Raw genomic sequence first — 24,598 nt, forward strand, 5'->3', positions numbered from 1 at the left:
CTCGGCGAACGTGAGACGCGCTCGATGAGTGTTTCGCGAACCTGGTCGGCCTGGAGTTGCACTGTGCGGCTGACGGTCGACGACCCCGCAGTACTGGGTGCTGCGTGTGGTGCGCTCAAGGCGTTGATGGATCGCGTCGACAAGGCAGCCAGCAGGTTCCGTCTGGATTCAGAGCTTGCCGCGGTCAACAGGCGGGCCGGTTCGATGGTGCCTGTATCGCGGCTGCTGGTCGATCTCGTGGACGTCAGCCTGGTTGCCGCGTCCATCAGCGGCGGTGCGGTCGATCCGACGGTCGGAGCAGCAGTAGTTGCTGCGGGCTACGACCAGGACATCGTTGCCGTACGCAACCGTCTTTCGAAGACAGCGGCGAGCCCGGTGCCGGCGTCCGGGTGGCAGAACGTCCAGCTCAATCGGAAGCTGGCGATGGTCGGCGTACCGAAGGGCACTCTGCTCGACCTGGGCGCCACCGCGAAGGCCTGGACCGCCGACAGGGCTGCTCTTGTGCTCAGCAGGCGCCACGGCTGCGCAGTACTGGTGGAGATCGGTGGTGACCTTCGAGCCGCCGGTACGCCGGCCGAGCCGTGGGTGATCGGTGTTGCCGAGCGCGAGGGCGACCCGGTCGCCAAGGTGACGTTGTCCCACGGAGGCCTCACGACCTCGACCCGTACTGCGCGGAGATGGGCCACCCACAAAGGTGAAGCGCACCATGTGATCGACCCTCGCACCGGCGCTCCGGCCGACGGACCTTGGCGTACCGCCTCGGTCTGGGCGCCGACCGCAGTACGGGCGAACACCTTCAGTACTGCGCTGGTCGCGACCGGGGAAGCGGCTCTCGGTCGGCTGACGCTCGCCGGTCACCCTGCTCGGCTGGTGGCCGACGACGGCGAGATCACGGAGCTGGCGGGCTGGCCGTCGGCGAGCAGGGCCGCCTGATGACGCTCTGGTACCTGGCTCGTGCCAGTGGCGTCATGGCGATGGTCCTCTTCACCATCGCTGCTTCGCTCGGAGCGATCGGTGCAGGCAACCGCAAGCCTGAGCAGCGGTTCTGGCTCCAGTACGTCCACCGCTCGGCTGCTGTGACCGGTCTGCTTCTACTGGCCACACACGTCACCGGTGTCATCGCCGACAGCTACGTAAACATCAGTTCCTCAGTCCTGATCTGGCCTTTCAGCAGTGGCTACCGGCCCTTCGCGGTGACGCTCGGAGTGCTGGCCATGTACGGCCTGGTGCTTGCAGCGCTGGTCGGCGCTGCCAGAGGACGACTGGCAAGCTCACAGGCATTCACCAAGCGCTGGCGATCCATTCACATCGCCGCGTCCATCGGCTGGCTCCTGTCGGTCGGCCACGGCCTCCTGGCGGGTACCGATCGCAGTACGCCGTGGATGCTCGCCATCACCATCAGCTGCGTTGTCGCGGTAGGCGCCTCAGTCGCCGTCCGCGCCCGAACCCGCGCACTACAAGCCAGTACGCCGCTCAGTCTCGCTCGAGCAGGGAGATTCCGATGACACTCGTGCAGGAGAACCCACCGCTGCTGCGGTCCATCGGTCAGCCACGGCTGCTCGCGGGACTGCTGGAGGGTAGGGCGGATCTTCAACACCACCTCTGGACTCATGGCAGGCAACCACAGCTCAGCAGGGAGACCTACAGCGAGCTAGCGACCGCCGTCGGACTCAGAGGTCGAGGCGGCGCGGGTTTCCCGGTCGCGCTCAAGCTGGCCGACTTACCTGCGAAGGGGATCGAGGCCGTGGTCGTCAACGGCTCCGAGAGCGAGCCGCTGAGTCGCAAGGACCGCCTACTGCTCACGCTGGCGCCACACCTCGTACTGGATGGGGCCGCGGGGCTTGCTCAAGCACTGCACGCTCGGGAGGTGCTGGTAGCTGTCCACGACGCTACTGCGGCTGCCTCGATCAGGGCGGCGATCGAGGAACGGCAGGACGCCGTACCGATCCAGGTGAGCGATACACCCGGCCGGTTCGTCGCGGGGGAGGCTCGTGCTGTCCTGAGCATCCTTGAGGGGGGTCCGGCCGTGCCGCCCGGGCGGCGGGTGCTGCCGACGAGGAAGGGCTACCACCAGCGCCCGACGTTCCTGTCGAACGTGGAGACCTTCGCGCAGCTCGCAGTACTGGCAAGGCTCGGCTCCCGTGAGTTCAGCAGCACCGGTGTGAGCAGTGAGCCGGGGACCCAACTGCTGACGGTCGCCGGCGCAGTGCAGCGCCCTGGTGTCATCGAGACGCCCACCGGCGTACCGCTGGAGACCGTTCTCCAGTACGCCGGGGCGCCGGTCGCTGGGCCGGTCCTGATCGGCGGGTACCACGGGCAATGGTTGCCGAGGCCGGACGGCATCAAGCTGAGTCGTCCCGAGGTCGCCCTGGGTGCTGGGATCGTCGTAGCGCTCGGTCCGGACACCTGTCCGCTCGGCGAGGTGCATCGGGTAGCGCAGTGGCTGGCGAGTCAGTCGGCCGGTCAATGCGGGCCGTGCGTGTTCGGGACGGCAGCGCTGGTCGACGACTTCGGCCGGCTGCTGAGTGGCGACCCGGCCGGTTGGCACGACGCGCATCGCCACCTCGGCCTGGTGCCTGGGAGAGGCGCGTGCGCTCATCCCGACGGCTCGGCTCGCTTCCTCGCGTCGGCCCTCGAGGTCTTCGGTGACGACGTCCGCCAGCACCTGGCCGGCGGGTGCGGCCGCGCAGTACTGGGTGTGCTGCCTGTGCCTGGAGGTGGATGGTGAAGAAGCTGGAGATCGACTGGACCCGCTGTGACGGGCACGGGCTCTGCGCGACCCTGCTCGGCGACGACGTGGTGCTCGACGAGTGGGGCTTCCCGGTGCTCGATGGACGCCCGGTCACCCCTGGTGAACTGACGAACGCGCGCCGCGCAGTACTGGCCTGTCCGGCCCTTGCTCTGCGTCTCGGCGAGGTGTGAAGAGTGATCTGTCAGGCATCGGAAAGGAGCGTCCCGGGATCACACCAGTGACAGAAGTGGACTAATCTCTGAGGGGGGCGCACAAGGGCGTGCGGCCCGGCGCAAGGAAGCGTCGACGCCACGTGGAGACGGTGGGGAATGCAGAGCAAGCTGGACGTCCAGAAGGCGGATGTTCTCGCCAAAGCGGTATTCGCTGGAACGCACGGCAAGGACCAGTCGGTCGATGCCGGGAAGCTGCGAAGCTTCCTCGAGCGGTACTACCGCTATGTCGCGGCCGAGGATGTCGCCGAGCGGCAGCCGACGGACTGTCTGGGCGCTGCGCGACACCATTACAAGTCCGCCTCGGTCCGGCCGCAGGGCACGGCCAAGGTGCACGTCTTCACCCCGACCGTGGAAGAGCACGGCTGGTCCGCGAACGGCCGGACGGTCGTGGAGATCGTCGTCGACGACATGCCGTTCCTGGTCGACAGCGCCTCGATGGTGATCACCGAGCACGGTCTCGAGCTGCAGTTGCTGGTGCACCCGCAGTTCGTGGTCCGGCGTGACATCGCCGGCAACCTGCAGGAGGTCCTCGCCGACGACGCCGCTGCGGACGAGCACGACCTGGTCCGAGAGAGCTGGATGCACCTGGAGGTCGAGCGGATCGCCGACCCCGCAGAGCACCGGGAGCTGGAGAAGGCCCTGCAACTGGTCCTGAACGACGTCCGCGAGGCGGTCGAGGACTGGCCGAAGATGCACGAGAAGGCGGTCAGCATCGCCGCCGACCTGGACCCGGCCGAGCTGCCGGTCAGTCCCGGCGAGGTCGAGGACGCCCGGGAGCTGCTGGCCTGGCTCGCCGACGAGCACTTCACCTTTCTGGGCTACCGCGAGTACGCGTTCTCCATGCGCGGTGAGCAGGGCGTTCTGCGCGGCGTCCCGGGCACCGGCCTCGGCATCCTGCGCAAGGACCCGAACCAGGACGAGAACGCCGGCCTGCTGCCGCCCGAGGTGAGCGCCAAGGCGCGCGAGAAGAAGTTGCTGATCCTGACCAAGGCGAACTCGCGGTCCACGGTGCACCGCTCGTCGTACCTGGACTACGTCGGCATCAAGCAGTTCGACGAGAACGGCGAGCCGGTCGCGGAGCGCCGGTTCATCGGCCTGCTCTCGTCCACCGCCTACACCGAGAGCGTCATGCAGGTCCCGGTACTGCGGCGCAAGGCGATCGAGCTGTTCAAGCAGACCGGCTTCGACCCGAACAGCCACAGCGGCAAGGGCCTGCTGGACGTGCTGGAGACGTACCCGCGCGACGAGCTGCTGCAAGCACCCGTGGAAGACCTGCTGCCGATCGTGCAGTCGGTGCTGCACCTGCAGGAGCGCCGGGCGGTCAAGCTGTTCGTCCGCCGCGACGTCTACAACCGGTACCTGTCCTGCCTGGTGTACTTGCCTCGCGACCGCTACACCACCGCGGTCCGGCTCAAGATGCAGCAGATCCTCAAGGACGCGATCGGCGCCGACTCGGTGGACTACGCCGCCTACGTGACCGAGTCTGTGCTCGCCCGGGTGCACTTCGTGGTGCGGATGAAGCAGGGCGAGACCGTAGGGGACTATGACCCGGACCTGCTCGAGCAGCGGGTCATCGAGGCGACCAGGGCCTGGCAGGACGACTTCACCGTCGCGCTGCACGCCCACGGCGGCGACGGCGCCGTCACCAGGCTGAGCAGCCAGTACGCGGGCGCCTTCCCCGAGGCGTACAAGGAAGACTTCGACGCCCGGGTCGCGGTGAAGGACGCGATGATCCTCGACGGCCTCCCGGCCGAGGACGGCCTGGCGATGTCGCTCTACAGCCCGATCGACGAGCAGTGGGAGGGCGAGCGCCGCTTCAAGGTCTACCGCACCGGTACTGCGTTGTCGCTGTCCCAGGTGCTGCCACATCTGACCCACATGGGCGTCGAGGTGATCGACGAGCGGCCGTACGAGATCCGCCGGCCCGGCGGTACGGCGTACATCTACGACTTCGGGCTGCGGGCACCCCGCAACGTCGAGGAGCGTGAGGAGAACCGTGCGCTCTTCTCGGACACCTTCCAGGCCGTCTGGTCGGGGCGGGCCGAGTCCGACAAGCTGAACGCGCTGGTACTGCGGGGGAGCCTGAGTTGGCGGCAGGTGTCGATCCTGCGCGCCTACCAGAAGTACATCCGCCAGGGCGGTACGCCGTTCAGCCAGGACTACATCGAGAACACCTTCCTCAACCACGTCGATGTGGCCGGCCTGCTGGTCCGGTTGTTCGAGACCAGCTTCGACCCGGAGCGCGGCGCGGCCGACGACCCGAACCGGCAGAGTGCGGTCGAGCAACTGGAGAAGGAGATCGTCGCTTCGCTGGACACCGTGCAGAGCCTGGACGAGGACCGGATCCTTCGGTCCTACCTGACGGTGATCAAGGCCACGCTGCGGACGAACTACTTCCAGCCGGGACCGGACGGGAAGCCGCGCGACTACATCTCGTTCAAGCTGGAGCCGAAGGCGATCCCGGAGTTGCCGCAGCCCCGCCCGGCGTACGAGATCTTCGTGTACTCGCCGCGGGTGGAAGGTGTGCACCTGCGGTTCGGCGCGGTCGCCCGGGGTGGGTTGCGCTGGTCGGACCGGCGGGAAGACTTCCGCACCGAGGTGCTCGGGCTGGTCAAGGCGCAGATGGTGAAGAACTCCGTGATCGTGCCGGTCGGGGCGAAGGGCGGCTTCTACGCCAAGCAGTTGCCCGACCCGTCGGTGGACCGCGACGCCTGGCTCGCCGAGGGCATCGCGTCGTACAAGACCTTCATTTCGGGGCTGTTGGACATCACCGACAACATCGTTGCTGGTGGCATCGTTCCGCCGTCGTCGGTGGTGCGCTACGACGGTGACGACGCCTATCTGGTGGTCGCGGCCGACAAGGGCACGGCGACGTTCTCCGACATCGCGAACGGGGTGGCGAAGGAGTACGGGTTCTGGCTCGGCGACGCGTTCGCCTCGGGCGGCTCGGTCGGGTACGACCACAAGGCGATGGGCATTACCGCCCGTGGCGCGTGGGAGTCGGTCAAGCGGCACTTCCGCGAGATGGGTCACGACTGCCAGACCACCGACTTCACCGTGGTCGGGGTCGGTGACATGTCGGGTGACGTGTTCGGCAACGGGATGCTGCTGTCGGAGCACATCCGGCTGGTCGCGGCGTTCGACCACCGGCACATCTTCCTCGACCCCACTCCGGACGCCGCGGCCTCGTTCGTCGAGCGCAAGCGGCTGTTCGAGTTGCCGCGGTCGTCGTGGGGCGACTACGATCCGGCGCTGATCTCCGCCGGTGGTGGGATCTACCCGCGGACCGACAAGGCGATCCCGATCTCGCCGGAGGTCCGCGAGGCACTCGGCCTGGAGGGCAACCCGACGAAGCTGACGCCCGCGGAGTTGATGCAGGCGATCCTGAAGGCGCCGGTCGACCTGTTCTGGAACGGCGGCATCGGGACGTACGTGAAGGCGGCGAACGAATCGCACGCGGACGTCGGTGACAAGGCCAACGACGCGATCCGGATCAACGGCGCGGACCTGCGCGCGAAGGCGGTCGGCGAGGGCGGCAACCTCGGCTTCACCCAGCTCGGCCGGATCGAGTACGCCGCCAAGGGCGGCCGGATCAACACCGACTTCATCGACAACGTCGCCGGCGTGGACACCTCCGACCACGAGGTGAACATCAAGATCCTGCTGGACAAGGTGGTCGCCGACGGCGACCTGACCGAGAAGCAGCGCAACGATGTGATCGCGTCGATGACCGACGAGGTCGCGGCGCTGGTGCTGAAGAGCAACTACCGGCAGAACATCGGGCTCGCCAACGCGACCGCCCAGGCCGCGGCGCTGCTGCACGTGCACGCCGACTGGGTCCGGCGGCTGGAGAAGCAAGGTCTGCTGGACCGTGAGCTGGAGTTCCTGCCGAGCGTCGCGGAGTTCAAGAAGCGCAAGGCCGAAGGGCGTGGGCTGACTCCGCCGGAGCTGTCGGTGCTGATCGCGTACACGAAGATCGTGCTGGAAGCGGAGTTGCTGAAGACGACGCTGCCGGACGACGAGTACCTGGAGTCCAAGCTCGCGTCGTACTTCCCGGTCGCGATCCAGGAGCGGTTCGCCGAACCGATGAAGTCGCACCAGTTGCGCCGCGAGATCATCACCACCCAGGTCGTCAACGAGTTCATCAACTCCTCCGGGATCACCGCCTACCACCGGCTCTCGCTCGAGACCGGCGGCTCGATCGAGGACGTCGTTCGGGCCAACCTCGCGGCCTCGCGGATCTTCGCGCAGCCGGAGTTGCTGGCCCGCAATGCCGAGCTGGACAACGTGATCCACGCCGACACGCAGACCGCGATGCGGCTGGAGACGCGCACGCTGGTGGAGCGGGCGACGCGGTGGCTCGTGTCCAACCGGCGGCCTCCGGTGGACATCGCGGAGCTGGTGGACTTCTTCGCGCCAGGGATCGCCAAGCTCACGACCGCGCTCCCCGACGTACTACGAGGTCGCGAGCTGGCCTTGTTCGAGCACCGCCGGGAGGCGCTGATGTCGGCCGGGGTCGCCGAGGACTTCGCCACCCGGATCGCGGTACTGCCACCGGCGTACGCCGGACTCGGCATCGTGGAGACCGCCGAGTCGGACGACCTCGACCTGCTCGAGGTCGCCAAGGTCCACTTCGCGCTCGGCGAGCGGCTGCACCTCGGCCTCTTCCTCGAACGTATCGTCGGGCTGCCGCGGACCGACCGCTGGCAGACGATGGCCCGCGCGGCGCTGCGTGACGACCTGCACGCCGTCCACGCCCGGCTGACCCGGCAGGTGCTGAGCCAGACCGACGCGACGGCCGATCCGGAAGACCGGGTCGCGGCGTGGCAGGACATGAACGCGACCGCGCTCTCGCGGGCCGAGACGATGATGGGGGAGATCGTCGACACCGAGGGGCCGGAGTTGGCCCACCTGTCCGTCGGCCTGCGCCTCGTCCGAACCCTCCTCGGCAATCACGCCTGACAGCATCCGGAGTACCGGCGACCGGCCGGTACTCCGGAGGTTAGGCTTCGGCGGTGGCGACCCTTGTGGATGTGGTGGGTGGTTGTGAGTATCCGGGCCGAGGGGTGGCGATCGGGCGGGACAGCGACGGGCGGCCGTTCGCGGCGTACTGGCTGACCGGGCGCAGTCCGGCCTCCCAGCAGCGCGAACTCGTGATCTCCGAGCGCGAGATCGTCGTACAGGAGGTCGGTGGTGGCGCGACCGACGAGTTGCGGCACTACACCGCGGCGATCCGCGACGAGGACTGGTTCATCGTCGGCAACGGCAACCACGTCTCCGAGCTCGCCGGTACGCACGCCGACTGCGTGGACCTCCAGGTCGCCCTGCGCAACCTCGACTACGAACCCGACCCACCGATCCGTACGCCGCGCATCTTCGCCGGCGCCGTTGTCGAAGGCCCGGAGTTGCTGGACGTCGTGGTCGGTTCGGCCCGCTCGTACTCCGCGGACCAGGTGCAGCACCCCTCCCTGTTCCTCCGCCGCTCCGAGGAGGCCACGGCCGGCGTCGTCACGACGTACTCCGGTACGGCGGCTCAGGTGGTGACCGACGGCTACCCGGTCGTCACGTCGGTCGACGTCGAGTGGGAGTCCCTGCCCGACCTGCTCTGGAACCGCCTCGACCCGTCTCTGCGCGTCGCCCTAGCCATCATCCCGCTGCACACGGAGAGCCTCGAAGACTCGATCATCCGGGCCCGCTGAGACGTCAGCGGTCGGAGACGACCACCTCGACGGAGTACTGGTCGGCGCGGTAGCAGTGGTCGCCGAACTCGACCGCGATGCCGTCGGCGTCGTACGCGCTGCGGGTCATGGTTACCAGCGGCTCGGCCTTGGTGAGCTGGAGCGTACGGCGTTCCTCGGCGGTCGCGTTGCGGGCGCCGATCCGCTGCCGCGCGACGCTCGGGCGGATACCGCGCGCCCTGAGCAGCGCGTACAGACCCTCCTTCTGAAGCGCGTCGGCGGTCAGGTCGTTCATTGCCGGCGGCAACCAGTTGCGCATGATCGCGAGCGGGGCGTCACCGGCGTACCGGAGCCGCACGATCGCGACGACGGGGGTGCCCGGCGGCAGGCCGAGCGCCTCGGCGGCGCGGTCGTCGTGGGCCTCGCAGTTCAAGGACAGTACGTCGGTGCGCGGTGTGCGGCCCTCGCGCTCGAGGTCGTCGTACAGGCTGGTCAGCTCGGCCTTGCGGTGCACCATCTGGTTCGCGACGGTGGTGCCGATACCGCGGCGGCGGACCAGCAGGCCCTTGTTCACCAGTTCGGAGATCGCGCGCCGGACGGTCGGCCGGGACAGGCTCAGCCGGTCCGACATCGCCTGCTCGTTCTCGAACGGGTCGCCCGGGCGCAGGGTGCCGTCGCTGATCGCGGCGATCAGCTGCTCGGCGAGCTGGTGGTAGAGCGGCACCGGGCTCGCCCGATCGATCTGGATCGGGAGGGCGGCCATGCCGGGATGTTACCTGAACGACCTTTGTATGTCTCGACATGAAAATGTGCTTACAAACTATTGACACCTTTCGGAGAGCGGGCAAAGCTAGCGAGGCGAACCAGCACCGCCACTGGTGGTACTGCGGTGGGCGCGGGGCGGTTGAACTCACGAGCCTTGACGAGAGGGCACAGATGCGAATCGGGTTGGTCGGAGCCGGGCGGATCGGGGCGTTCCATGCCGCGACTCTCAACGGGCTGGCGGCGGTGGACCAGGTGGTGGTGGCAGACGCCGACGCGAGCCGGGCGGAAATGGTCGCGAAGGACCTCGGGCTGGAGTTCGCGCCGGGAGTCGATGAGGTCCTGGGCAGCGGTATCGACGCTTTTGTGATCGCCGCCGCGACCGCGGCCCATGCCGAGTTGATCGGCAAGGCCGTCGCGGCCGGGATTCCGACCTTCTGTGAGAAGCCGGTCGCGCTCGACCTGGCCGAGACCCAGAAGGTGGTCGCGCTGGTCGAGGCGTCGGAGGTGCCGGTGCACATCGGCTTCCAGCGCCGGTTCGACCTCGGCTACCAGTCCGCCCGCGAGCAGGTGGCCAGCGGGACGCTCGGGTTCATCCATCACATCCGGGCGAACACCAACGACGCGTTCCCGCCGCCTGCGGAGTACATCGCGACCAGTGGTGGCTTCTTCCGCGACTGCACGGTGCACGACTTCGACATCCTCCGGTTCGTCACCGGCGGCGAGGTGGTCAGCGTCTTCGCGACCGGCGCGAACCGCGGCGAGCCCTTCTTTGGCGAGTACGGCGACGTCGACGCGGCCGCCGCCTTGCTCACACTCGACGACGGCACCTTCGCCGCCGTCAGCGGGACCCGCTACAACGCCGCGGGCCACGATGTGCGGATGGAGGTGCTCGGTTCGCTCGGCTCGATAGCGGTCGGACTGGACGAACACACCGCGCTGAAGTCGGCCGAAGCCGGCGTCACCTTCCCGGGCGGCGAACCGCACGCCACATTCATGGACCGGTTCCGGCCGGCCTACGTCGCCGAACTGACCGCCTTCACCGAGGTGGTCGCCGGTACTCGCGAGGTCCCGTGCACGGTCCGCGACGCCCTGCAGGCCTTCCGGATCGCCGACGCCTGCGAACTGTCCCGACGCGAGCAGCGCGTCGTCCTGCTGGAGGAGATCGGCGCATGACCGCACTTGCTGACCGGATCGCGGGAGCCCCGATCTCGTGGGGAGTCTGCGAGGTGCCCGGCTGGGGTTACCAGTACGACGCGGAGACCGTGCTGGCGCAGATGCGCGAGGTCGGGATCGCCGCGACCGAGTTCGGGCCGGACGGGTTCCTGCCGGACGACCCGGCGGAGAAGGCGAAAACGCTGGCCGACCGGGGACTGCGTGCGGTCGGGGGATTCGTCCCCGTCGTACTGCACGATCCTTCGCACGACCCGGCTGCGGAGGTCGCGCAGGCGCTGGAGGGATTCGTCGCCGCGGGAGCGAGCACGCTGGTACTGGCGGCCGCGACCGGCCAGGACGGGTACGACGATCGCCCGGTGCTGGACGACGCCGGCTGGGCCACGATGCTCGCCAACCTCGACCGGCTCGCCGGAATCGCCGCGGCAGCAGGGATCCGGGCCACGATCCACCCGCACGTCGGCACGATGGTGGAGAACGCGGACGACGTACGCCGGGTGCTCGGCGGCTCCTCGATCGGGTTGACGCTCGACACCGGGCACCTGCTGATCGGCGGAGTCGACCCGGTCGCGCTGGCTTTGGAGCACACGGACCGGATCCGGCATACGCATCTGAAGGATGTCGATGCCGCATGGGCTGCTCGGGTGCAGAGCGGTGAGGTGAGTTACACCGACGCCGTCCGGCAGGGGATGTACCGGCCGCTCGGTCAGGGCGACATCGACCTGCGCGCGATCGTCGTCGCGCTGGAGAAGGCCGGGTACGACGGCTGGTACGTGCTCGAGCAGGACACGATCCTTCCGGACCGGCCCGTCGACGACGGACCGCTGACCGACGTACGGGCGAGTATCGAGCATCTGCGGCGCATCGCCGAGGCGGTCTGATGGCGGACGACGTACTGACGATCGGGCGGATCGGAGTCGACCTGTATCCGTTGCAGACGGGCACGCATCTGGAGGATGTCGAAAGCTTCGGCAAGTTCCTTGGCGGGAGCGCGACCAACGTTGCGGTGGCCGCCGCTCGGCACGGTCGGCGGTCGGCGGTGATCAGCCGGACGGGGAACGATCCGTTCGGCACCTTCATCCACCGGACGCTGCGCGAACTCGGCGTGGACGACCGTTTCGTCACCGCGGTCGAGGGCTTGCCGACGCCGATCACGTTCTGCGAGATCTTCCCGCCGGACAACTTCCCGCTGTACTTCTACCGGTTTCCGAAGGCGCCCGACCTGGTGATCAATCCGGCCGAGCTGGATCTGCAGGCGATCAAGGACGCGCGGATCTACTGGTCGACTGTCACCGGGTTGTCCGCCGAGCCGAGCCGGTCGGCGCACTTCGCGGCCTGGGAGGCGCGGGAACGTCGAGCGATCACCGTGTTGGACCTGGACTACCGGCCGATGTTCTGGGCGGATCCTTCCGAAGCGCACGAGCAGGTCAGCTGGGCGCTGGAGCACTGCACTGTTGCCGTGGGCAACCGTGAGGAGTGTGAGGTGGCGGTCGGTGAGACCGACCCCGACAAGGCTGCGCAGGCTTTGCTGGATCGCGGGCTCGACCTGGCCGTGGTGAAGCAGGGCCCGAAGGGGACGCTGGCACGCACTCGCGACGAGCGCGTGGAAGTACCGCCGTACCCGGTGGAGGTGGTCAACGGCCTCGGCGCCGGCGACGGCTTCGGCGGCGCCCTCTGCCACGGCCTCCTGGCCGGCTGGCCCCTCGAAAAGATCATCCGCTTCGCCAACACCGCCGGCGCCATCGTCGCCTCCCGCCTCGAATGCTCCACCGCTATGCCCACCGAACCCGAAGTCCTCGCACTCATGGGCGAAACCGCATGACCGGCCGAGTGCTCGACCTCGCCATCAGAAGTTGCCGTTCGTCCGCTTCCCCCTCCAACGGCGAGATGCGCGGGTTGAGCGGGCGAGAGGCGATGAGGCGCCGCGAGGTTGTCGCGAGCGGTTGGAGGTGGCGTGCGTCCGCTTCCCCCGCCGATGGCGCGATGCGTGGGTTGATGGGGCGAGGGGCGATGAGGCGCCGCGAGGTTGTCGCGAGCGGTTGGAGGTGGTGTGCGTTCCCTTCCCCCGCCGATGGCGCGATGCGTGGGTTGATGGGGCATGAGGCAGTGAGCCGCTGCCCGGTGAGCACTGTGCCGACTGGAGGCGCGGTGCTGGGACTGATGGGTGGTCACGTATGAGTGGGGCTGAGGTGGGGGTGCGAGCCAGTGGGGTGGATTTGACGGAGTTGCGGGTGCGGCAGCCGGAGCGGATTGCGGAGGCTTGGCAGCAACGGCGTCGGCGGGAGGTTGTCGGTGCGGACGGGCGGCTGCTGATCGTGGCGGCTGATCACCCCGCTCGAGGGGCGCTCGGCGTACGGGGCGACGCGATGGCGATGGCGAGCCGGCCGGGGCTGATCGACCGGCTGGTGACCGCGCTCGAGCGCCCGGGCGTCGACGGCGTACTGGCGACCCCCGACGTACTGGAAGACCTGCTGCTGCTGGGCGCCTTGGAAGGCAAGGTCGTCATCGGCTCGATGAACCGGGGCGGATTACAAGGCGCGTCGTTCGAGCTGGACGACCGATTCACGGCATACAGCACGGCCGACGACTTGCTCGCGCGCCGGCTGGACGGCGGCAAGATGCTGACTCGGATCTGCCTCGACGATCCCGGCACGGTCGCGACGCTGGAGAGCAGCGCCCGAGCCGTCACCGAACTGGCCGACCGCAAACTGCTGGCGATGGTCGAGCCGTTCTGGTCAGTACGCCGCGAGGGACGCGTGGTCAACCTGCTCGACCCGGACTCAGTGATCAAGTCGGTCCACATCGCCTCCGGCCTCGGCGCCACCAGCGCCTACACCTGGCTCAAGCTCCCGGTGGTCGACGACCTTGAACGGGTGATGGAGGCAACCACCCTCCCGACGCTCCTCCTCGGCGGCGACCCAACCGTCGCCCCCGAGGAAACCTACGCCTCCTGGGGCAAGGCACTCAGCCTCCCGTCGGTCCGCGGCCTGGTCGTCGGCCGCGCCCTCCTGTTCCCACCCGACGGCAACGTCGCCTCCGCCGTAGACCAGGCAAGCACCCTAGTCCACGGAGCCCCCGCATGACCCCCACCAACCACCTCCGTCCCGGGAGTCGCCACGTGGTCTCCACCGAGCAGCTCCGTCCCGGGGGTCGCCGCGTGGTCTCCACCGAGCAGCTCCGTCCCGGGGGTCGCCGCGTGGTCTCCGCCGAGCAGTTTCGTCCCGGGGGTCGTCACGTGGTCTGCACCGAGCAGTTTCGTCCCGGGGGTCGTCGTCGCGTGGATTCCAGTGAGTTTGTTTGTTTTGTGGTTGAGGGAGGTTGTTGGTGACTGCTTGGTATCGGCCTGCTGGGTCTACTGCGCGGGACGGGTTCGAGCTGGCTGTCAGCCCCGGGGAACCCGACTGGCACCACACCGGCCTGTACGTCGCGACGCTTCGCCCCGGGCAGTCCATCGAGTTCGAGACGGGCGACTGTGAGTACCTCGTGCTCCCGCTGAGCGGATCGGCCGAGGTGATCGTCGAGGGGGAGACCGTTCCGCTCGGCGGCCGTGCCGACGTGTTCGCCGGTCCGACCGACCTCGCCTACGTACCCCGTGGCGCGACGGTCGCTGTCACGAGCGCGGGCGGCGCCCGGATCGCCTTCCCGCACGCGAAAGCCGCCTCCGACTACCCGTTCCGGCGGATCGGCGTCGAGCAGGTCGAGACCGAGCTTCGCGGCGCCGGTGTTGCCTCCCGCCAGGTGCGGAACTTCGGCACGCCCGCGGTGCTCGAGGCGGACTCGATCATCGCGTGCGAGGTTCTCACCCCGGCCGGGAACTGGTCGTCGTACCCGCCGCACAAGCACGACGAGCACAAGCCTGGTAAGGAAAGCGAACTCGAGGAGATCTACTACTTCGAGTTGCAGCTGTCCGACGATGCCCCCGAAAGCGTCAAGGGCAACGACCCGATCGGTTACCAGCGGGTCTATGGCACCCAGGACCGCCCCATCGACGTCCTCGCGGAAGTCCGCAGTGGGGATCTGGTGCTGGTGCCGCATGGTTGGCACGGTCCTGCGATGGCGCCTCCTGGCTACGACATGTACTACCTGAACGTGATGGCCGGCCCCGGCACCGAACGCGAATGGCTGATCAGCGACGACCCCCACCACGGCTGGGTCCGCGACCTGTGGCCCAGTCAAGACATCGACCCACGGCTACCTTTCGGATCCCGACAATGAACGCTCCTGAACCGAACGACGCCGGACAAGCCGGACAAGCCGGACGAGCCGGACGGGCCGGACGAGCTGGGGTAGCCGGACGGGCCGGGGTAGCCGGTGGGGCCGGACGAGCCGGGGTAGCCGGACGAGCCGAGGTAGCCGGTGGGGCCGGACGAGCCGGGGTAGCCGGTGGGGCCGGACGAGCCGGGGTAGCCGGTGGGGCCGGACGAGCCGGGGTAGCCGGTCGAGCCGAGGTAGCCGGTCGAGCCGGTCGAGCCGATGGAAGCGGGCGAGCTGGGGTAGCCGTTCGGATCGGACGAGGGGATCGAGGCGGGGGGCTTGGTGTGGGTGGGGACGGGAAGTGTGGGTTCGGAGTGAAGCTGACTAGTTGGTTCGGAGGAGATCGGTGATGACGGTTCGACTCACGGTCGCGCAGGCGGTGGTGCGATTCCTGAGCGTCCAGTACTCGGAGCGCGACGGCGAGCGGCAGAAGCTGTTCGCGGGGTGCTTCGGCATCTTCGGTCACGGCAACGTGGCCGGCCTCGGCCAGGCGCTGTTGCAGTCCGAACTCGAGGACCCCGAAGCGCTGCCGTACATCCTGGCCCGCAACGAGCAAGCCATGGTGCACAGCGCTGCCGCCTTCGCCCGCACCCGCGACCGCCTGCAGATCTACGCCTGTACTGCGAGCATCGGCCCCGGCTCGACCAACATGGTCACGGGCGCGGCTCTCGCCACCGTCAACAGACTCCCGGTGCTGCTCCTCCCTTCGGATGTCTTCGCAACCCGGGTTGCGACTCCCGTGCTGCAGGAGTTGGAGACCTTCTCCGCCGGCGACGTCTCGGTGAACGACACCTTCCGGCCCGTCTCGAAGTACTTCGACCGGATCTGGCGTCCCGAGCAGTTGCCCTCGGCATTGATGAACGCGATGCGTGTGCTGACCGATCCGGTCGAGACCGGCGCGGTGACCCTGGCCCTGCCGCAGGACGTGCAGGCAGAAGCCCACGACTGGCCGGAGGAGCTCTTCGCGGAGCGCACCTGGTACGTCGCACGGCCGTTGCCGGAAGCATCCATTGTCGACAAAGCGGTAGATCTCCTACGGGCCTCGGAGCGACCGCTGATCGTGGCCGGTGGCGGCGTGGCCTATTCGCGGGCGCAGGACGCGCTCCGCGACTTCGCCGAGGCGACCGGGATCCCGGTGGCGGAAAGCCAAGCAGGCAAGGGATCTCTGCGCTACGACCACCCGCAGTCGGTCGGCGCGATCGGGTCCACGGGCACCACGGCGGCCAACGCCCTGGCGCGCGACGCCGACCTGGTGATCGGCATCGGCACGCGGTACGGCGACTTCACGACCGCCTCCCGGACGGCGTTCCAGAACCCGGACGTGCGGTTCATCAATATCAACGTGGCGCGCTTCGACGGTGGTAAACATGCCGGCCTCCCTGTCGTCGCGGATGCCCGGGAAGCCCTTGTTTCCCTGCGATCCGCGGTCGGTGATTGGTCTGTACAGGAAAAGTACAAGGATCTGACCGCCGAACTCGCACGAGTTTGGGACGAGACCGTCTCCCAGGCGTACAACCCGCCTGCGGAGGTTGTGGACAACCTCGCCGACGGACTGCTCACCCAGGGCCAGGTGCTCGGTGCCGTCAACGAATTGTCGGAGCCGCGTGATGTGGTGGTTTGTGCAGCCGGTTCTATGCCGGGCGACCTGCACAAACTGTGGCGGACACGCGACCCGAAGGGATACCACGTCGAATATGGCTACTCCTGCATGGGTTACGAGATCGCCGGCGGTCTCGGCGTCCGCCTCGGCGCACCGGACCGCGACGTCTTCGTCCTGGTCGGCGACGGGTCGTACCTGATGATGTCGTCCGAGCTGGTCACGGCGGTCCAGGAGAACGTGAAGATCATCGTCGTCCTGGTCCAGAACCATGGCTTCGCCTCGATCGGCGCACTCTCGGAATCCCTTGGCTCACAGCGATTCGGTACGGCGTACCGGCGGCGCAGCGGCGACGGGCGGCTGGACGGGGATTACCTGCCGGTCGACCTCGCGGCCAACGTGCGCAGCCTCGGCGTCGAGGTGCTCGAGGTGAACAGCCGCGCCGAGTTGGAGAAGGCGATCGGTACGGCGAAGGCGGCGAGCGGCCCGATCGCGATCCACGTGAAGACCGACCCGTTGATCGGTTCGCCCGACAGCGATTCCTGGTGGGACGTCCCGGTCAGCCAGGTGTCGACCCTGCAGTCGACGCAGACCGCCTCCGCGGGGTACGAGAAGTCCAAGCAGGACCAGCGGCCGTACTTGACGCCGGTGGAGGGGAAGAGCTGATGCAGCGGCCGGCGCAGGAGGAGAGCTGATGCCGAGGCATCGTCAGGTGGAGGGGGAGAGCTGATGCCGAGGCATCGTCAGGTGGAGGGGGAGAGCTGATGGGGCAGGTGAAGATCGGTAGCGCGCCGGACTCCTGGGGTGTGTGGTTCGCCGACGACGAGCAGCAGACGCCTTGGGAGCGGTTCCTCGACGAGGTGGCCGCTGCGGGCTACAAGCGGATCGAGCTAGGACCGTACGGCTACCTCCCGACCGATCCCGCACGGCTGAAGGACGAGCTCGACAAGCGCGGCCTCGAGGTCACGGCCGGCACGAGCTTCGAGCACCTGCACCGGCCGGACTCGTGGGACTCGACCTGGAAGGACATCTCGGCGACCGCCGAGCTCGCTGCAGCGGTGGGGGCCAAGCACCTCGTCGTGATGCCTTCGATGTGGCGTGGCGACAACGGTGAGATCGTCGAGCCGCGGCTGGATCACGAGGGGCAGGCGCGACAAGGCAAGCAGGTGACCGAGCTGGGTCGCCGGATCGCCGCGGAGTACGGGCTGAAGACGCAGTACCACCCGCATGCGGACGGGCACGTGGACAGTCAGGAGACCGTGGTGCGGTTCCTCGACGAGACCGACGGCGAGCACGTGAACCTCTGTCTGGACACGGGCCACATCAGCTACTGCGGTGGCGACAACCTGAAGCTGATCCAGGACTACCCGGAACGGATCGGCTATGTGCACCTGAAACAGGTCGACCCGAAAGTGCTGGCAGAGGTGGAAGCGGCCGGCGTCGGTTTCGACGAGGCGGTCCGGCGCGGGGTGATGTGCGAGCCGCCCAACGGCGTACCGGAGTTCCCGCCGCTGCTGGACGCGCTGGCTGCCTTGGACGTCGACGTCTTCGCCATCGTGGAACAGGACATGTATCCGTGCCCGCCGGAAGTGCCGCTGCCCATCGCGGAACGCACATTGGCGTATCTGCGGACGCACGGGGGTGGTGTTTCCGTTTGACGACCGGGCAGGGTATGCCTTCCTGGTCACACCCGAACGCCGCGGCGTTACCGCGGGAACGTCTGAAAGGCTGGTTGTAGTCATGGTTCGGTGGCAGAAGAAGGCGGTGGCCGCGGGGGCGGCCCTCGTGCTGGTCGCGGCGCTGGGTGCCTGCAGTTCCTCCGGCGGCAAGAAGGACGAGGAGAAGGCGGGCGGTTCGGGCGGCAACGTCGCGAACACGCCGCGGATGAAGGTCGCGTTGATCACCCACTCCAAGCCGGGTGACACCTTCTGGGACATCGTCCGGCGCGGCGCCGAAGCTGCCGCGCAGAAGGACAACATCGAGCTGCAGTACTCCTCCGACCCCGACGGCGCCGGCCAGGCCAACCTGGTGCAGACGGCGATCGACTCGAAGGTCGACGGCATCGCGGTCACCCTGAACAAGCCGGACGCGGTGATTCCGAACGTCAAGAAGGCGGTCGCGGCAGGCATCCCGGTGACCGTCCTCAACGGCGGCCTGGACACCTGGAAGACCTCGGGAGCGATCGGGTACTTCGGCCAGGACGAGCGGATCGCCGGGCAGGCGACCGGTGAGAAGCTCAAGGCTCTCGGTGCCAAGAAGGTCATCTGCGTCATCCACGAGCAGGGCAACGTCAGCCTCGAGGCTCGCTGCCAGGGCATCAAGGACAAGTTCGGCGCGGTCGAGAACCTGAACGTCGACGGCGCCGACCAGCCCGGGACCCAGGCGACGATCACGTCGAAGCTGCAGCAGGACAAGACCGCCGACTACGTCGTCGCGCTGAACGCCGGCGTCGCCCTGACCGCGGTTCAGGCGGCCAAGGACGCGGGCTCGTCGGCCAAGATCGGCAGCTTCGACATGAGCAAGGAGATGGCCAAGGCGGTCAAGGACGGAACGGTCGACTTCGCCGTCGACCAGCAGCCGTACCTGCAGGGCTACCTGGCCGTCGACGCGATCTGGCTGAACAAGACCAACGGCGACACGATCGGTGGTGGCGAGGCCACGCTCACCGGCCCGGCGTTCATCGACAAGACGAACATCGAGGCCGTCGAGAAGTACGCCACGGCCGGAACGCGCTGAGGTCACGGCCATGGCATCGACTCTCGCGACCCCGGACAGCGTCGACGACCGGGTCTCCACCCGGTCGGTCGGCGTGCGTCTGCTGAGCCGCCCCGAGATCGGATCGCTGGTCGGCGCGGCGGTGATCCTGCTTTTCTTCGCGGCCACCGCCGCGCCCTTCCGCGACATCAACAACGTCGGGACGATCCTCTACGGGGCCGCCCTGATCGGTGTCATGGCCGTCCCGGTCTCCTTGCTGATGATCGGCGGGGAGTTCGACCTGTCGGCCGGTGTCGCGGTGACGACGGCCGGCCTGACCGCCGGTATCTTCGCCTACCAGTTCAGCGTCAACGTCTGGCTCGGGATGGTGGTCTCGCTGGTGGTCGCGCTGGCGGTCGGCGCCTTCAACGGCTGGCTGCTGATGCGGACCGGGCTGCCGAGCTTCCTGGTGACGCTCGGCACCTTCTTCATCCTGCAGGGGCTGAACATCGCCGTTACCCGGCTGACGTCCGGCGCGGTCGCGTCGAACTCGGTCGGCGACATGGACGGGTTCTCCTCGGCCCACGCGGTGTTCGCCTCCCAGTTCAAGCTCGGCGGCATCACCGTCAAGATCATCATCGTCTGGTGGATCGTGTTCGTCGCGGTCGCCGCCTGGTTCCTGCTCCGGACCAAGGTCGGCAACTGGATCTTCGCCGTCGGGGGCGACGCCGCGGCGGCCCGGGCGGTCGGCGTACCGGTCAAGAAGGTGAAGATCGGCCTGTTCATGACGGTCGGCTTCTTCGCCTGGTTCACCGGCATGCACCTGTTGTTCGCGCAGAACGGCGTCGTGCAGTCCGGTGAGGGCGTCGGCAAGGAGTTCCTCTACATCATCGCGGCGGTGGTCGGCGGCTGCCTGCTCACCGGCGGGTACGGGTCCGTCGTCGGCGCCGCGGTCGGCGCGCTCATCTTCGGCATGGTGCAACTCGGCGTCGTGTACGCCGGGTGGAACCCGGACTGGTTCAAGGCCTTCCTGGGCGTGATGTTGCTGCTGGCCACGATCGTGAACCTCGTCGTCAAGAAGAAGGCGGAAGCGCGATGACCACCACGACGAGTTTCGACCACGAGGCTGCCAGCAGCCCGACGATGCCGGTCGTCCAGCTCGACGACGTCGGCAAGAGCTACGGCAACGTCCAGGCGCTGCGGGGCGTCTCCTTGTCGGTGCGTCAGGGCGAGATCACCTGCGTGCTCGGCGACAACGGCGCCGGCAAGTCGACGCTGATCAAGATCATCGCCGGCCTGCACGAGCACAGCGACGGCGTACTGACGGTGAACGGCGAGGAACGTCAGTTCAAGTCGCCGCGCGAGTCGCTGGACAGTGGCATCGCCACGGTCTACCAGGACCTGGCGTTGGCCCCACTGATGTCGGTTTGGCGGAACTTCTTCCTCGGCAACGAGCTCACCGGCCGGTTCGGCACGCTGGACGCGACCAGGATGAAGCGGATCGCCACTGAGGAGCTGACCAAGATGGGGATCTCGATCCCCAACCTGGAGCAGCCGGTCGGGATGTTGTCCGGCGGTCAGCGCCAGTGCATCGCGATCGCCCGGGCGATCCACTTCGGCGCCAAGGTGCTGATCCTGGACGAGCCGACGGCCGCGCTCGGCGTGAAGCAGTCCGGCGTCGTCCTCAAGTACATCGTGAAGGCGCGCGACGCAGGACTCGGCGTCGTCTTCATCACCCACAACCCGCACCACGCCTACCTCGTCGGCAACCACTTCGTCGTACTCAAGCTGGGCCGGGTCGCGCTCGACACCCATCGCGCCGACATCACCCTGGAACAGCTGACCAACGAGATGGCCGGTGGTTCGGAGCTGGAGGCGCTGAGCCACGAGTTGCGCGACATCGACGCGGGTGCCGTGGTGCGCCCGGCGGACAGGCCGGCGCAGATCCAGTCCCCACTGGAGAGCACATGAGCCAGGACCTGAGGGTCGGCATCATCGGCGTCGGGGCGATGGGCGCCGATCATGCCGAGCGGGTCGCGCGGCGGACCTCCGGGGCGCGACTGGTCGCGGTGTCCGATCCGGATGCGGCCCGGGCGACGGCCCTCGCGACAGCGCTCGACGGCGTACAGGTGATCGGGGATCCCTTGCAGCTGATCGCCGAGGTCGACGCGGTGATCATCGCGTCACCCGGATTCGCGCACGCCGAGCAGTTGATGGCCTGCCTGGAGCACGGCAAGCCGGTGCTCTGCGAGAAACCTCTGACGATGGACGCCGAGTCCTCGTTGCGGGTGGTCGAGGCGGAGCACAAGACCGGCCGCTCGTTGATCCAGGTCGGCTTCATGCGCCGCTTCGACCCGGAGTACGCGGCGTTGAAGCAGTTGCTCGACTCCGGCGACCTCGGCCGGACGCTGCTGCTGCACAACGTGCACCGGAACAAGACCGCCGCGGAGTCGTTCCGGAGCGAGATGATCGTCCGCGATTCGCTTGTCCACGAAGTGGATGTGGCGCGCTGGCTGTTCGACGACGAGATCGCCCGGATCACCGTGCACGCGCCGAAACCGACCAGCCTGGTCGGCCAGGGCGTGCTCGACCCACAGCTCGCGATCTTCGAGATGGCGGGCGGGGCGATCGCCGACGTGGAGGTGTTCGTCAACTTCCAGGTCGGGTACGAAGTGCGCTGCGAGGCCGTGGCGGAGAAGGGCAGCGCCACCATCGGCCTCGGGGTCGACGTACTGACCAGACAAGCCGGACACTGGGGAGGGGCGGTGCCGGACGACTTCCGGGTCCGTTTCGGGCCGGCCTACGACATCGAGGTCCAGCGCTGGGTGAACGCCGCGGCGTCGGGCGGCATCGACGGCCCGACGGCCTGGGACGGGTACGCCGCCGCCGCGGTCTGTACGGCGGGCGTGCGGTCGCTGACCGAAGGCCGCCCGGTGGAGGTCGAACTGGCCCGCCGCAGCGAGGTCCTCGGCTGAAACCTCGAACCGAACCATCACCGAACGACCGATGAAGCAAGGGATGCAGCTGTGAGCACTGAGCGAATCACCCATCTGATCGGCGGAACCCCCTGGACGGGCGTCTCCGAGCGCACCAGCAAGGTCTACAACCCCGCCACCGGGGAGGTGACCGGCGAGCTGGACCTGGCCTCCGCCGCGACGGTCGACGAGGTGGTGAAGGTCGCCAACGACGCCTCGAAGGCCTGGGGCCGGACGTCGCTCACCAAGCGCGCGCAGGTGCTGTTCGCCTTCCGCCAGTTGCTGAACGAGCGCAAGGAGGACATCGCGGCGCTGATCACCGCTGAGCACGGCAAGGTGCTGTCCGACGCGCTCGGCGAGGTGACCCGCGGTCTGGAGGTGGTGGAGTTCGCCTGCGGCATCCCGCACCTGATGAAGGGCGGCTTCAGCGAGAACGTGTCGACCAACGTCGACGTGTACTCGATCCGCCAGCCGCTCGGCGCGGTCGCGGTGATCTCGCCGTTCAACTTCCCGGCGATGGTGCCGTTGTGGTTCGTCCCGATCGCCGTCGCTTGCGGCAACAGCGTGGTGATCAAGCCGTCCGAGAAGGACCCGTCCGCGGTGAACGCGGTCGCCGCATTGTGGAAGGAAGCAGGCCTGCCCGACGGCGTGATGAACGTCGTGCACGGTGACAAGGAGGCCGTCGACCGGCTTCTCGAGCACCCGGACATCAAGGCCGTCTCGTTCGTCGGCTCGACCCCGATCGCGCGGTATGTGTACGAGAAGGGCACCGCGAACGGCAAGCGCGTGCAGGCACTCGGCGGCGCGAAGAACCACATGGTCGTCCTCCCGGACGCCGATCTCGACCTCGCCGCCGACGCCGCGGTGAACGCCGGCTTCGGCTCGGCCGGTGAGCGCTGTATGGCGATCTCCGCGCTGATCGCCGTCGACCCGGTCGCCGACGACCTGATCGCCAAGATCCGCGAGCGGATGGCGACGCTGAAGACCGGCGACGGCACCCGCGGCTGCGACATGGGCCCGCTGGTGACCGGCGAGCACCGCGACAAGGTCGTCGGGTATGTCGAGGCCGGGGTGTCCGCCGGCGCGGAGCTCGCGGTCGACGGTCGCGAGGGTCCGTTCGACGGCGGCGACAACGGCTTCTGGCTCGGCCCGACCCTGTTCGACAAGGTCACGCCGGACATGTCGATCTACACCGACGAGATCTTCGGCCCGGTGCTCTCGGTGGTCCGCGTCCCGTCGTACGACGAGGCGCTGAACCTGGTGAACTCCAACCCGTACGGCAACGGCACGGCCATCTTCACCAACGACGGCGGCGCCGCCCGGCGGTACCAGACCGAGGTCGAGGTCGGCATGGTCGGCGTCAACGTCCCGATCCCGGTGCCGATGGCGTACTACTCCTTCGGCGGCTGGAAGAACTCGCTGTTCGGCGACACCCACGCCCACGGCACCGAAGGTGTCCACTTCTTCACCCGCGGCAAGGTGATCACCTCACGCTGGCTCGACCCGTCGCACGGCGGCCTGAACCTGGGCTTCCCGACCCACGACTGACTCGCGACAGCCTCAGCCCGGCGGCACTACCCACGCAGTACTGCCGCCAGGGCTGTCGCTGTGGGCAGGTCCGCGTGGCCGTGCAGGAGTTCGACGCGGTGCACGAGGCGAGGCCTGCTCAGGGCCACCGTGACGACCGCGTCGGCAACGTGCGGAACCGAGGCAGGCAGTACTGCGAGGCCGTGGCCGGCGGCAACCAAGGACAGCAAGGTCAGGACGTCTGTTCCTGCGTACCCGATCGAGGACCGGATGCCGTCGGACTCGGTCGCGCTGCGTAGGTCGCTCAAGGCCGCAGCGGTGTCCGGCGCGTCGATCCACCGCGCGTCCACGAGTTCGTCGAGGGTGAGCCGATGCTTCCCGGCCAACGGATGCTGCCTGGGAAGGGCAACGACCAGCGGCTCATCGGCGACCGCGGTGGTCGCCAGCGCCCCGAGGTCGAACAGCCGCAGCGGATCGCTCGGTGCGGCGATACCGTCGATCAACCCGAGATGGAACTGACCGGCCGCCACCCCCTTGGCGACCGCCTCGCGCCCGGTGACTTCCAGCGTCACCTCGAGCCCGGGATTGCTCCGGCGCAACTCGCCCAGCGCGTTGGCCAGATGCGCCGAGGCCGCCAGCGGCGAGGCGCCGAGGACGAGCGATCCGGGCGGGTCGCCGATCGCGCGCTGCACGTCCGCGCGGGCAGCCTCCAAGCGCAGCATGATCGGGCCGGCATGCTCGAGCAACCGCTCGCCTGGAGCGGTCGGAACTACCGGGCGCCGCAACAACAACGCCGTACCGAGGTCGTTCTCCAATGCTGCGATGTGCTGGGAGACCGCGGACTGGGTGTACCCGAGCCGGCTCGCGGCAGCCGAGAACGACCCGCACTCGGCGACGGTCACAAAGGTGCGGAGCAGATGAGGATCCACGTCGATCAGTATCTCTTATGCAGACTGCAGAGATCATCGTTGGCG

General features: G+C 68.2%; 20 protein-coding genes. 18 read left to right on the plus strand and 2 right to left on the minus strand.

Annotated features, from left to right (window positions below):
• Positions 1–24 precede the first annotated feature (24 nt).
• The 6 genes from DIZ26_RS28245 to DIZ26_RS28270 all read left to right on the plus strand — a co-directional run bounded on the left by DIZ26_RS28245 (position 25) and on the right by DIZ26_RS28270 (position 8,663).
• Positions 25–933 (plus strand): FAD:protein FMN transferase, encoded by a 909-nt coding sequence (locus DIZ26_RS28245; RefSeq protein ID WP_157979833.1) that lies wholly within the window; start codon positions 25–27, stop codon positions 931–933.
• Complete coding sequence (locus tag DIZ26_RS28250) at positions 933–1,505, plus strand: hypothetical protein (protein ID WP_112246882.1); 573 nt, start codon at positions 933–935, stop codon at positions 1,503–1,505. The genes DIZ26_RS28245 and DIZ26_RS28250 overlap by 1 nt, the downstream gene beginning before the upstream one ends.
• Positions 1,502–2,728 (plus strand): NADH-ubiquinone oxidoreductase-F iron-sulfur binding region domain-containing protein, encoded by a 1,227-nt coding sequence (locus DIZ26_RS28255; protein WP_112246884.1) that lies wholly within the window; start codon positions 1,502–1,504, stop codon positions 2,726–2,728. The genes DIZ26_RS28250 and DIZ26_RS28255 overlap by 4 nt, the downstream gene beginning before the upstream one ends.
• Complete coding sequence (locus DIZ26_RS28260; RefSeq protein WP_232828646.1) at positions 2,722–2,922, plus strand: ferredoxin; 201 nt, start codon at positions 2,722–2,724, stop codon at positions 2,920–2,922. The genes DIZ26_RS28255 and DIZ26_RS28260 overlap by 7 nt, the downstream gene beginning before the upstream one ends.
• 138 nt (positions 2,923–3,060) lie before the next feature.
• Entirely contained in the window at positions 3,061–7,926 is a 4,866-nt protein-coding gene (locus DIZ26_RS28265) for an NAD-glutamate dehydrogenase (RefSeq protein ID WP_112246886.1), read from the plus strand.
• Between the two features lie 53 nt (positions 7,927–7,979).
• The gene (locus DIZ26_RS28270) at positions 7,980–8,663 is read left to right on the plus strand and encodes an IMP cyclohydrolase (RefSeq protein WP_112246888.1); all 684 of its coding nucleotides are present in this window, start codon (positions 7,980–7,982) and stop codon (positions 8,661–8,663) included.
• A 4-nt stretch (positions 8,664–8,667) separates the two neighbouring features.
• Here the strand turns inward: DIZ26_RS28270 and DIZ26_RS28275 are convergent, their stop codons facing one another.
• Positions 8,668–9,405: a GntR family transcriptional regulator gene (locus DIZ26_RS28275; RefSeq protein WP_112246890.1), complete on the minus strand. Its 738-nt coding sequence runs from the start codon at positions 9,403–9,405 to the stop codon at positions 8,668–8,670.
• A 173-nt stretch (positions 9,406–9,578) separates the two neighbouring features.
• Between DIZ26_RS28275 and DIZ26_RS28280 the strand changes: the two genes are divergently transcribed.
• From DIZ26_RS28280 to DIZ26_RS28340, 12 genes are all read left to right on the plus strand, one after another.
• Complete coding sequence (locus DIZ26_RS28280; protein ID WP_112246892.1) at positions 9,579–10,580, plus strand: Gfo/Idh/MocA family protein; 1,002 nt, start codon at positions 9,579–9,581, stop codon at positions 10,578–10,580.
• Positions 10,577–11,458 (plus strand): sugar phosphate isomerase/epimerase family protein, encoded by an 882-nt coding sequence (locus DIZ26_RS28285; RefSeq protein ID WP_112246894.1) that lies wholly within the window; start codon positions 10,577–10,579, stop codon positions 11,456–11,458. Before DIZ26_RS28280 ends, DIZ26_RS28285 begins: the two co-directional genes overlap by 4 nt.
• On the plus strand, positions 11,458–12,399 hold the full coding sequence (iolC, locus tag DIZ26_RS28290) for a 5-dehydro-2-deoxygluconokinase (RefSeq protein WP_112246896.1): 942 nt from the start codon (positions 11,458–11,460) through the stop codon (positions 12,397–12,399). The genes DIZ26_RS28285 and iolC overlap by 1 nt, the downstream gene beginning before the upstream one ends.
• 352 nt (positions 12,400–12,751) lie before the next feature.
• Entirely contained in the window at positions 12,752–13,660 is a 909-nt protein-coding gene (locus tag DIZ26_RS28295) for a Cgl0159 family (beta/alpha)8-fold protein (RefSeq protein WP_232828647.1), read from the plus strand.
• A 241-nt stretch (positions 13,661–13,901) separates the two neighbouring features.
• Positions 13,902–14,792 carry a 5-deoxy-glucuronate isomerase gene (iolB, locus tag DIZ26_RS28300; protein WP_112246899.1) on the plus strand — a complete coding sequence of 297 codons (891 nt, stop codon included), beginning with the start codon at positions 13,902–13,904 and terminating at the stop codon, positions 14,790–14,792.
• A 388-nt stretch (positions 14,793–15,180) separates the two neighbouring features.
• Complete coding sequence (gene iolD, locus DIZ26_RS28310; RefSeq protein ID WP_112246901.1) at positions 15,181–17,094, plus strand: 3D-(3,5/4)-trihydroxycyclohexane-1,2-dione acylhydrolase (decyclizing); 1,914 nt, start codon at positions 15,181–15,183, stop codon at positions 17,092–17,094.
• 98 nt (positions 17,095–17,192) lie between these two features.
• Positions 17,193–18,086 carry a TIM barrel protein gene (locus tag DIZ26_RS28315; protein ID WP_112246903.1) on the plus strand — a complete coding sequence of 298 codons (894 nt, stop codon included), beginning with the start codon at positions 17,193–17,195 and terminating at the stop codon, positions 18,084–18,086.
• A gap of 82 nt (positions 18,087–18,168) precedes the next feature.
• Entirely contained in the window at positions 18,169–19,164 is a 996-nt protein-coding gene (locus DIZ26_RS28320) for a sugar ABC transporter substrate-binding protein (RefSeq protein WP_112246905.1), read from the plus strand.
• A gap of 10 nt (positions 19,165–19,174) precedes the next feature.
• Positions 19,175–20,221 (plus strand): ABC transporter permease, encoded by a 1,047-nt coding sequence (locus tag DIZ26_RS28325; protein ID WP_112246907.1) that lies wholly within the window; start codon positions 19,175–19,177, stop codon positions 20,219–20,221.
• Complete coding sequence (locus DIZ26_RS28330; RefSeq protein ID WP_112246908.1) at positions 20,218–21,093, plus strand: ATP-binding cassette domain-containing protein; 876 nt, start codon at positions 20,218–20,220, stop codon at positions 21,091–21,093. Before DIZ26_RS28325 ends, DIZ26_RS28330 begins: the two co-directional genes overlap by 4 nt.
• Positions 21,090–22,097, plus strand: a complete 1,008-nt coding sequence (locus DIZ26_RS28335) for a Gfo/Idh/MocA family protein (RefSeq protein WP_112246910.1) — start codon at positions 21,090–21,092, stop codon at positions 22,095–22,097. The genes DIZ26_RS28330 and DIZ26_RS28335 overlap by 4 nt, the downstream gene beginning before the upstream one ends.
• Positions 22,098–22,148: 51 nt before the next feature.
• A complete protein-coding gene (locus DIZ26_RS28340) occupies positions 22,149–23,645 on the plus strand; it encodes a CoA-acylating methylmalonate-semialdehyde dehydrogenase (RefSeq protein WP_112246912.1) in 1,497 nt (498 codons plus the stop codon).
• 26 nt (positions 23,646–23,671) lie between these two features.
• On the opposite strand, the gene DIZ26_RS28345 is transcribed toward DIZ26_RS28340, so the two are convergent.
• A complete protein-coding gene (locus DIZ26_RS28345; RefSeq protein ID WP_112246914.1) occupies positions 23,672–24,553 on the minus strand; it encodes a LysR family transcriptional regulator in 882 nt (293 codons plus the stop codon).
• Positions 24,554–24,598 lie beyond the last annotated feature (45 nt).

This window comes from Kribbella monticola, assembly GCF_003261635.1.
GTDB lineage: Bacteria > Actinomycetota > Actinomycetes > Propionibacteriales > Kribbellaceae > Kribbella > Kribbella monticola.

What these genes read in the sequence shown, in the direction of transcription:
- DIZ26_RS28245 (WP_157979833.1), top strand. Translation starts at nt 25, where the DNA reads ATGAGTGTTTCGCGAACCTGGTCGGCCTGGAGTTGCACTGTGCGGCTG.
- DIZ26_RS28250 (WP_112246882.1), top strand. Translation starts at nt 933, where the DNA reads ATGACGCTCTGGTACCTGGCTCGTGCCAGTGGCGTCATGGCGATGGTC.
- DIZ26_RS28255 (WP_112246884.1), top strand. Translation starts at nt 1,502, where the DNA reads ATGACACTCGTGCAGGAGAACCCACCGCTGCTGCGGTCCATCGGTCAG.
- DIZ26_RS28260 (WP_232828646.1), top strand. Translation starts at nt 2,722, where the DNA reads ATGGTGAAGAAGCTGGAGATCGACTGGACCCGCTGTGACGGGCACGGG.
- DIZ26_RS28265 (WP_112246886.1), top strand. Translation starts at nt 3,061, where the DNA reads ATGCAGAGCAAGCTGGACGTCCAGAAGGCGGATGTTCTCGCCAAAGCG.
- DIZ26_RS28275 (WP_112246890.1), bottom strand. Translation starts at nt 9,405, where the DNA reads ATGGCCGCCCTCCCGATCCAGATCGATCGGGCGAGCCCGGTGCCGCTC.
- DIZ26_RS28280 (WP_112246892.1), top strand. Translation starts at nt 9,579, where the DNA reads ATGCGAATCGGGTTGGTCGGAGCCGGGCGGATCGGGGCGTTCCATGCC.
- DIZ26_RS28285 (WP_112246894.1), top strand. Translation starts at nt 10,577, where the DNA reads ATGACCGCACTTGCTGACCGGATCGCGGGAGCCCCGATCTCGTGGGGA.
- iolC (WP_112246896.1), top strand. Translation starts at nt 11,458, where the DNA reads ATGGCGGACGACGTACTGACGATCGGGCGGATCGGAGTCGACCTGTAT.
- DIZ26_RS28295 (WP_232828647.1), top strand. Translation starts at nt 12,752, where the DNA reads ATGAGTGGGGCTGAGGTGGGGGTGCGAGCCAGTGGGGTGGATTTGACG.
- iolD (WP_112246901.1), top strand. Translation starts at nt 15,181, where the DNA reads ATGACGGTTCGACTCACGGTCGCGCAGGCGGTGGTGCGATTCCTGAGC.
- DIZ26_RS28315 (WP_112246903.1), top strand. Translation starts at nt 17,193, where the DNA reads ATGGGGCAGGTGAAGATCGGTAGCGCGCCGGACTCCTGGGGTGTGTGG.
- DIZ26_RS28320 (WP_112246905.1), top strand. Translation starts at nt 18,169, where the DNA reads ATGGTTCGGTGGCAGAAGAAGGCGGTGGCCGCGGGGGCGGCCCTCGTG.
- DIZ26_RS28325 (WP_112246907.1), top strand. Translation starts at nt 19,175, where the DNA reads ATGGCATCGACTCTCGCGACCCCGGACAGCGTCGACGACCGGGTCTCC.
- DIZ26_RS28330 (WP_112246908.1), top strand. Translation starts at nt 20,218, where the DNA reads ATGACCACCACGACGAGTTTCGACCACGAGGCTGCCAGCAGCCCGACG.
- DIZ26_RS28335 (WP_112246910.1), top strand. Translation starts at nt 21,090, where the DNA reads ATGAGCCAGGACCTGAGGGTCGGCATCATCGGCGTCGGGGCGATGGGC.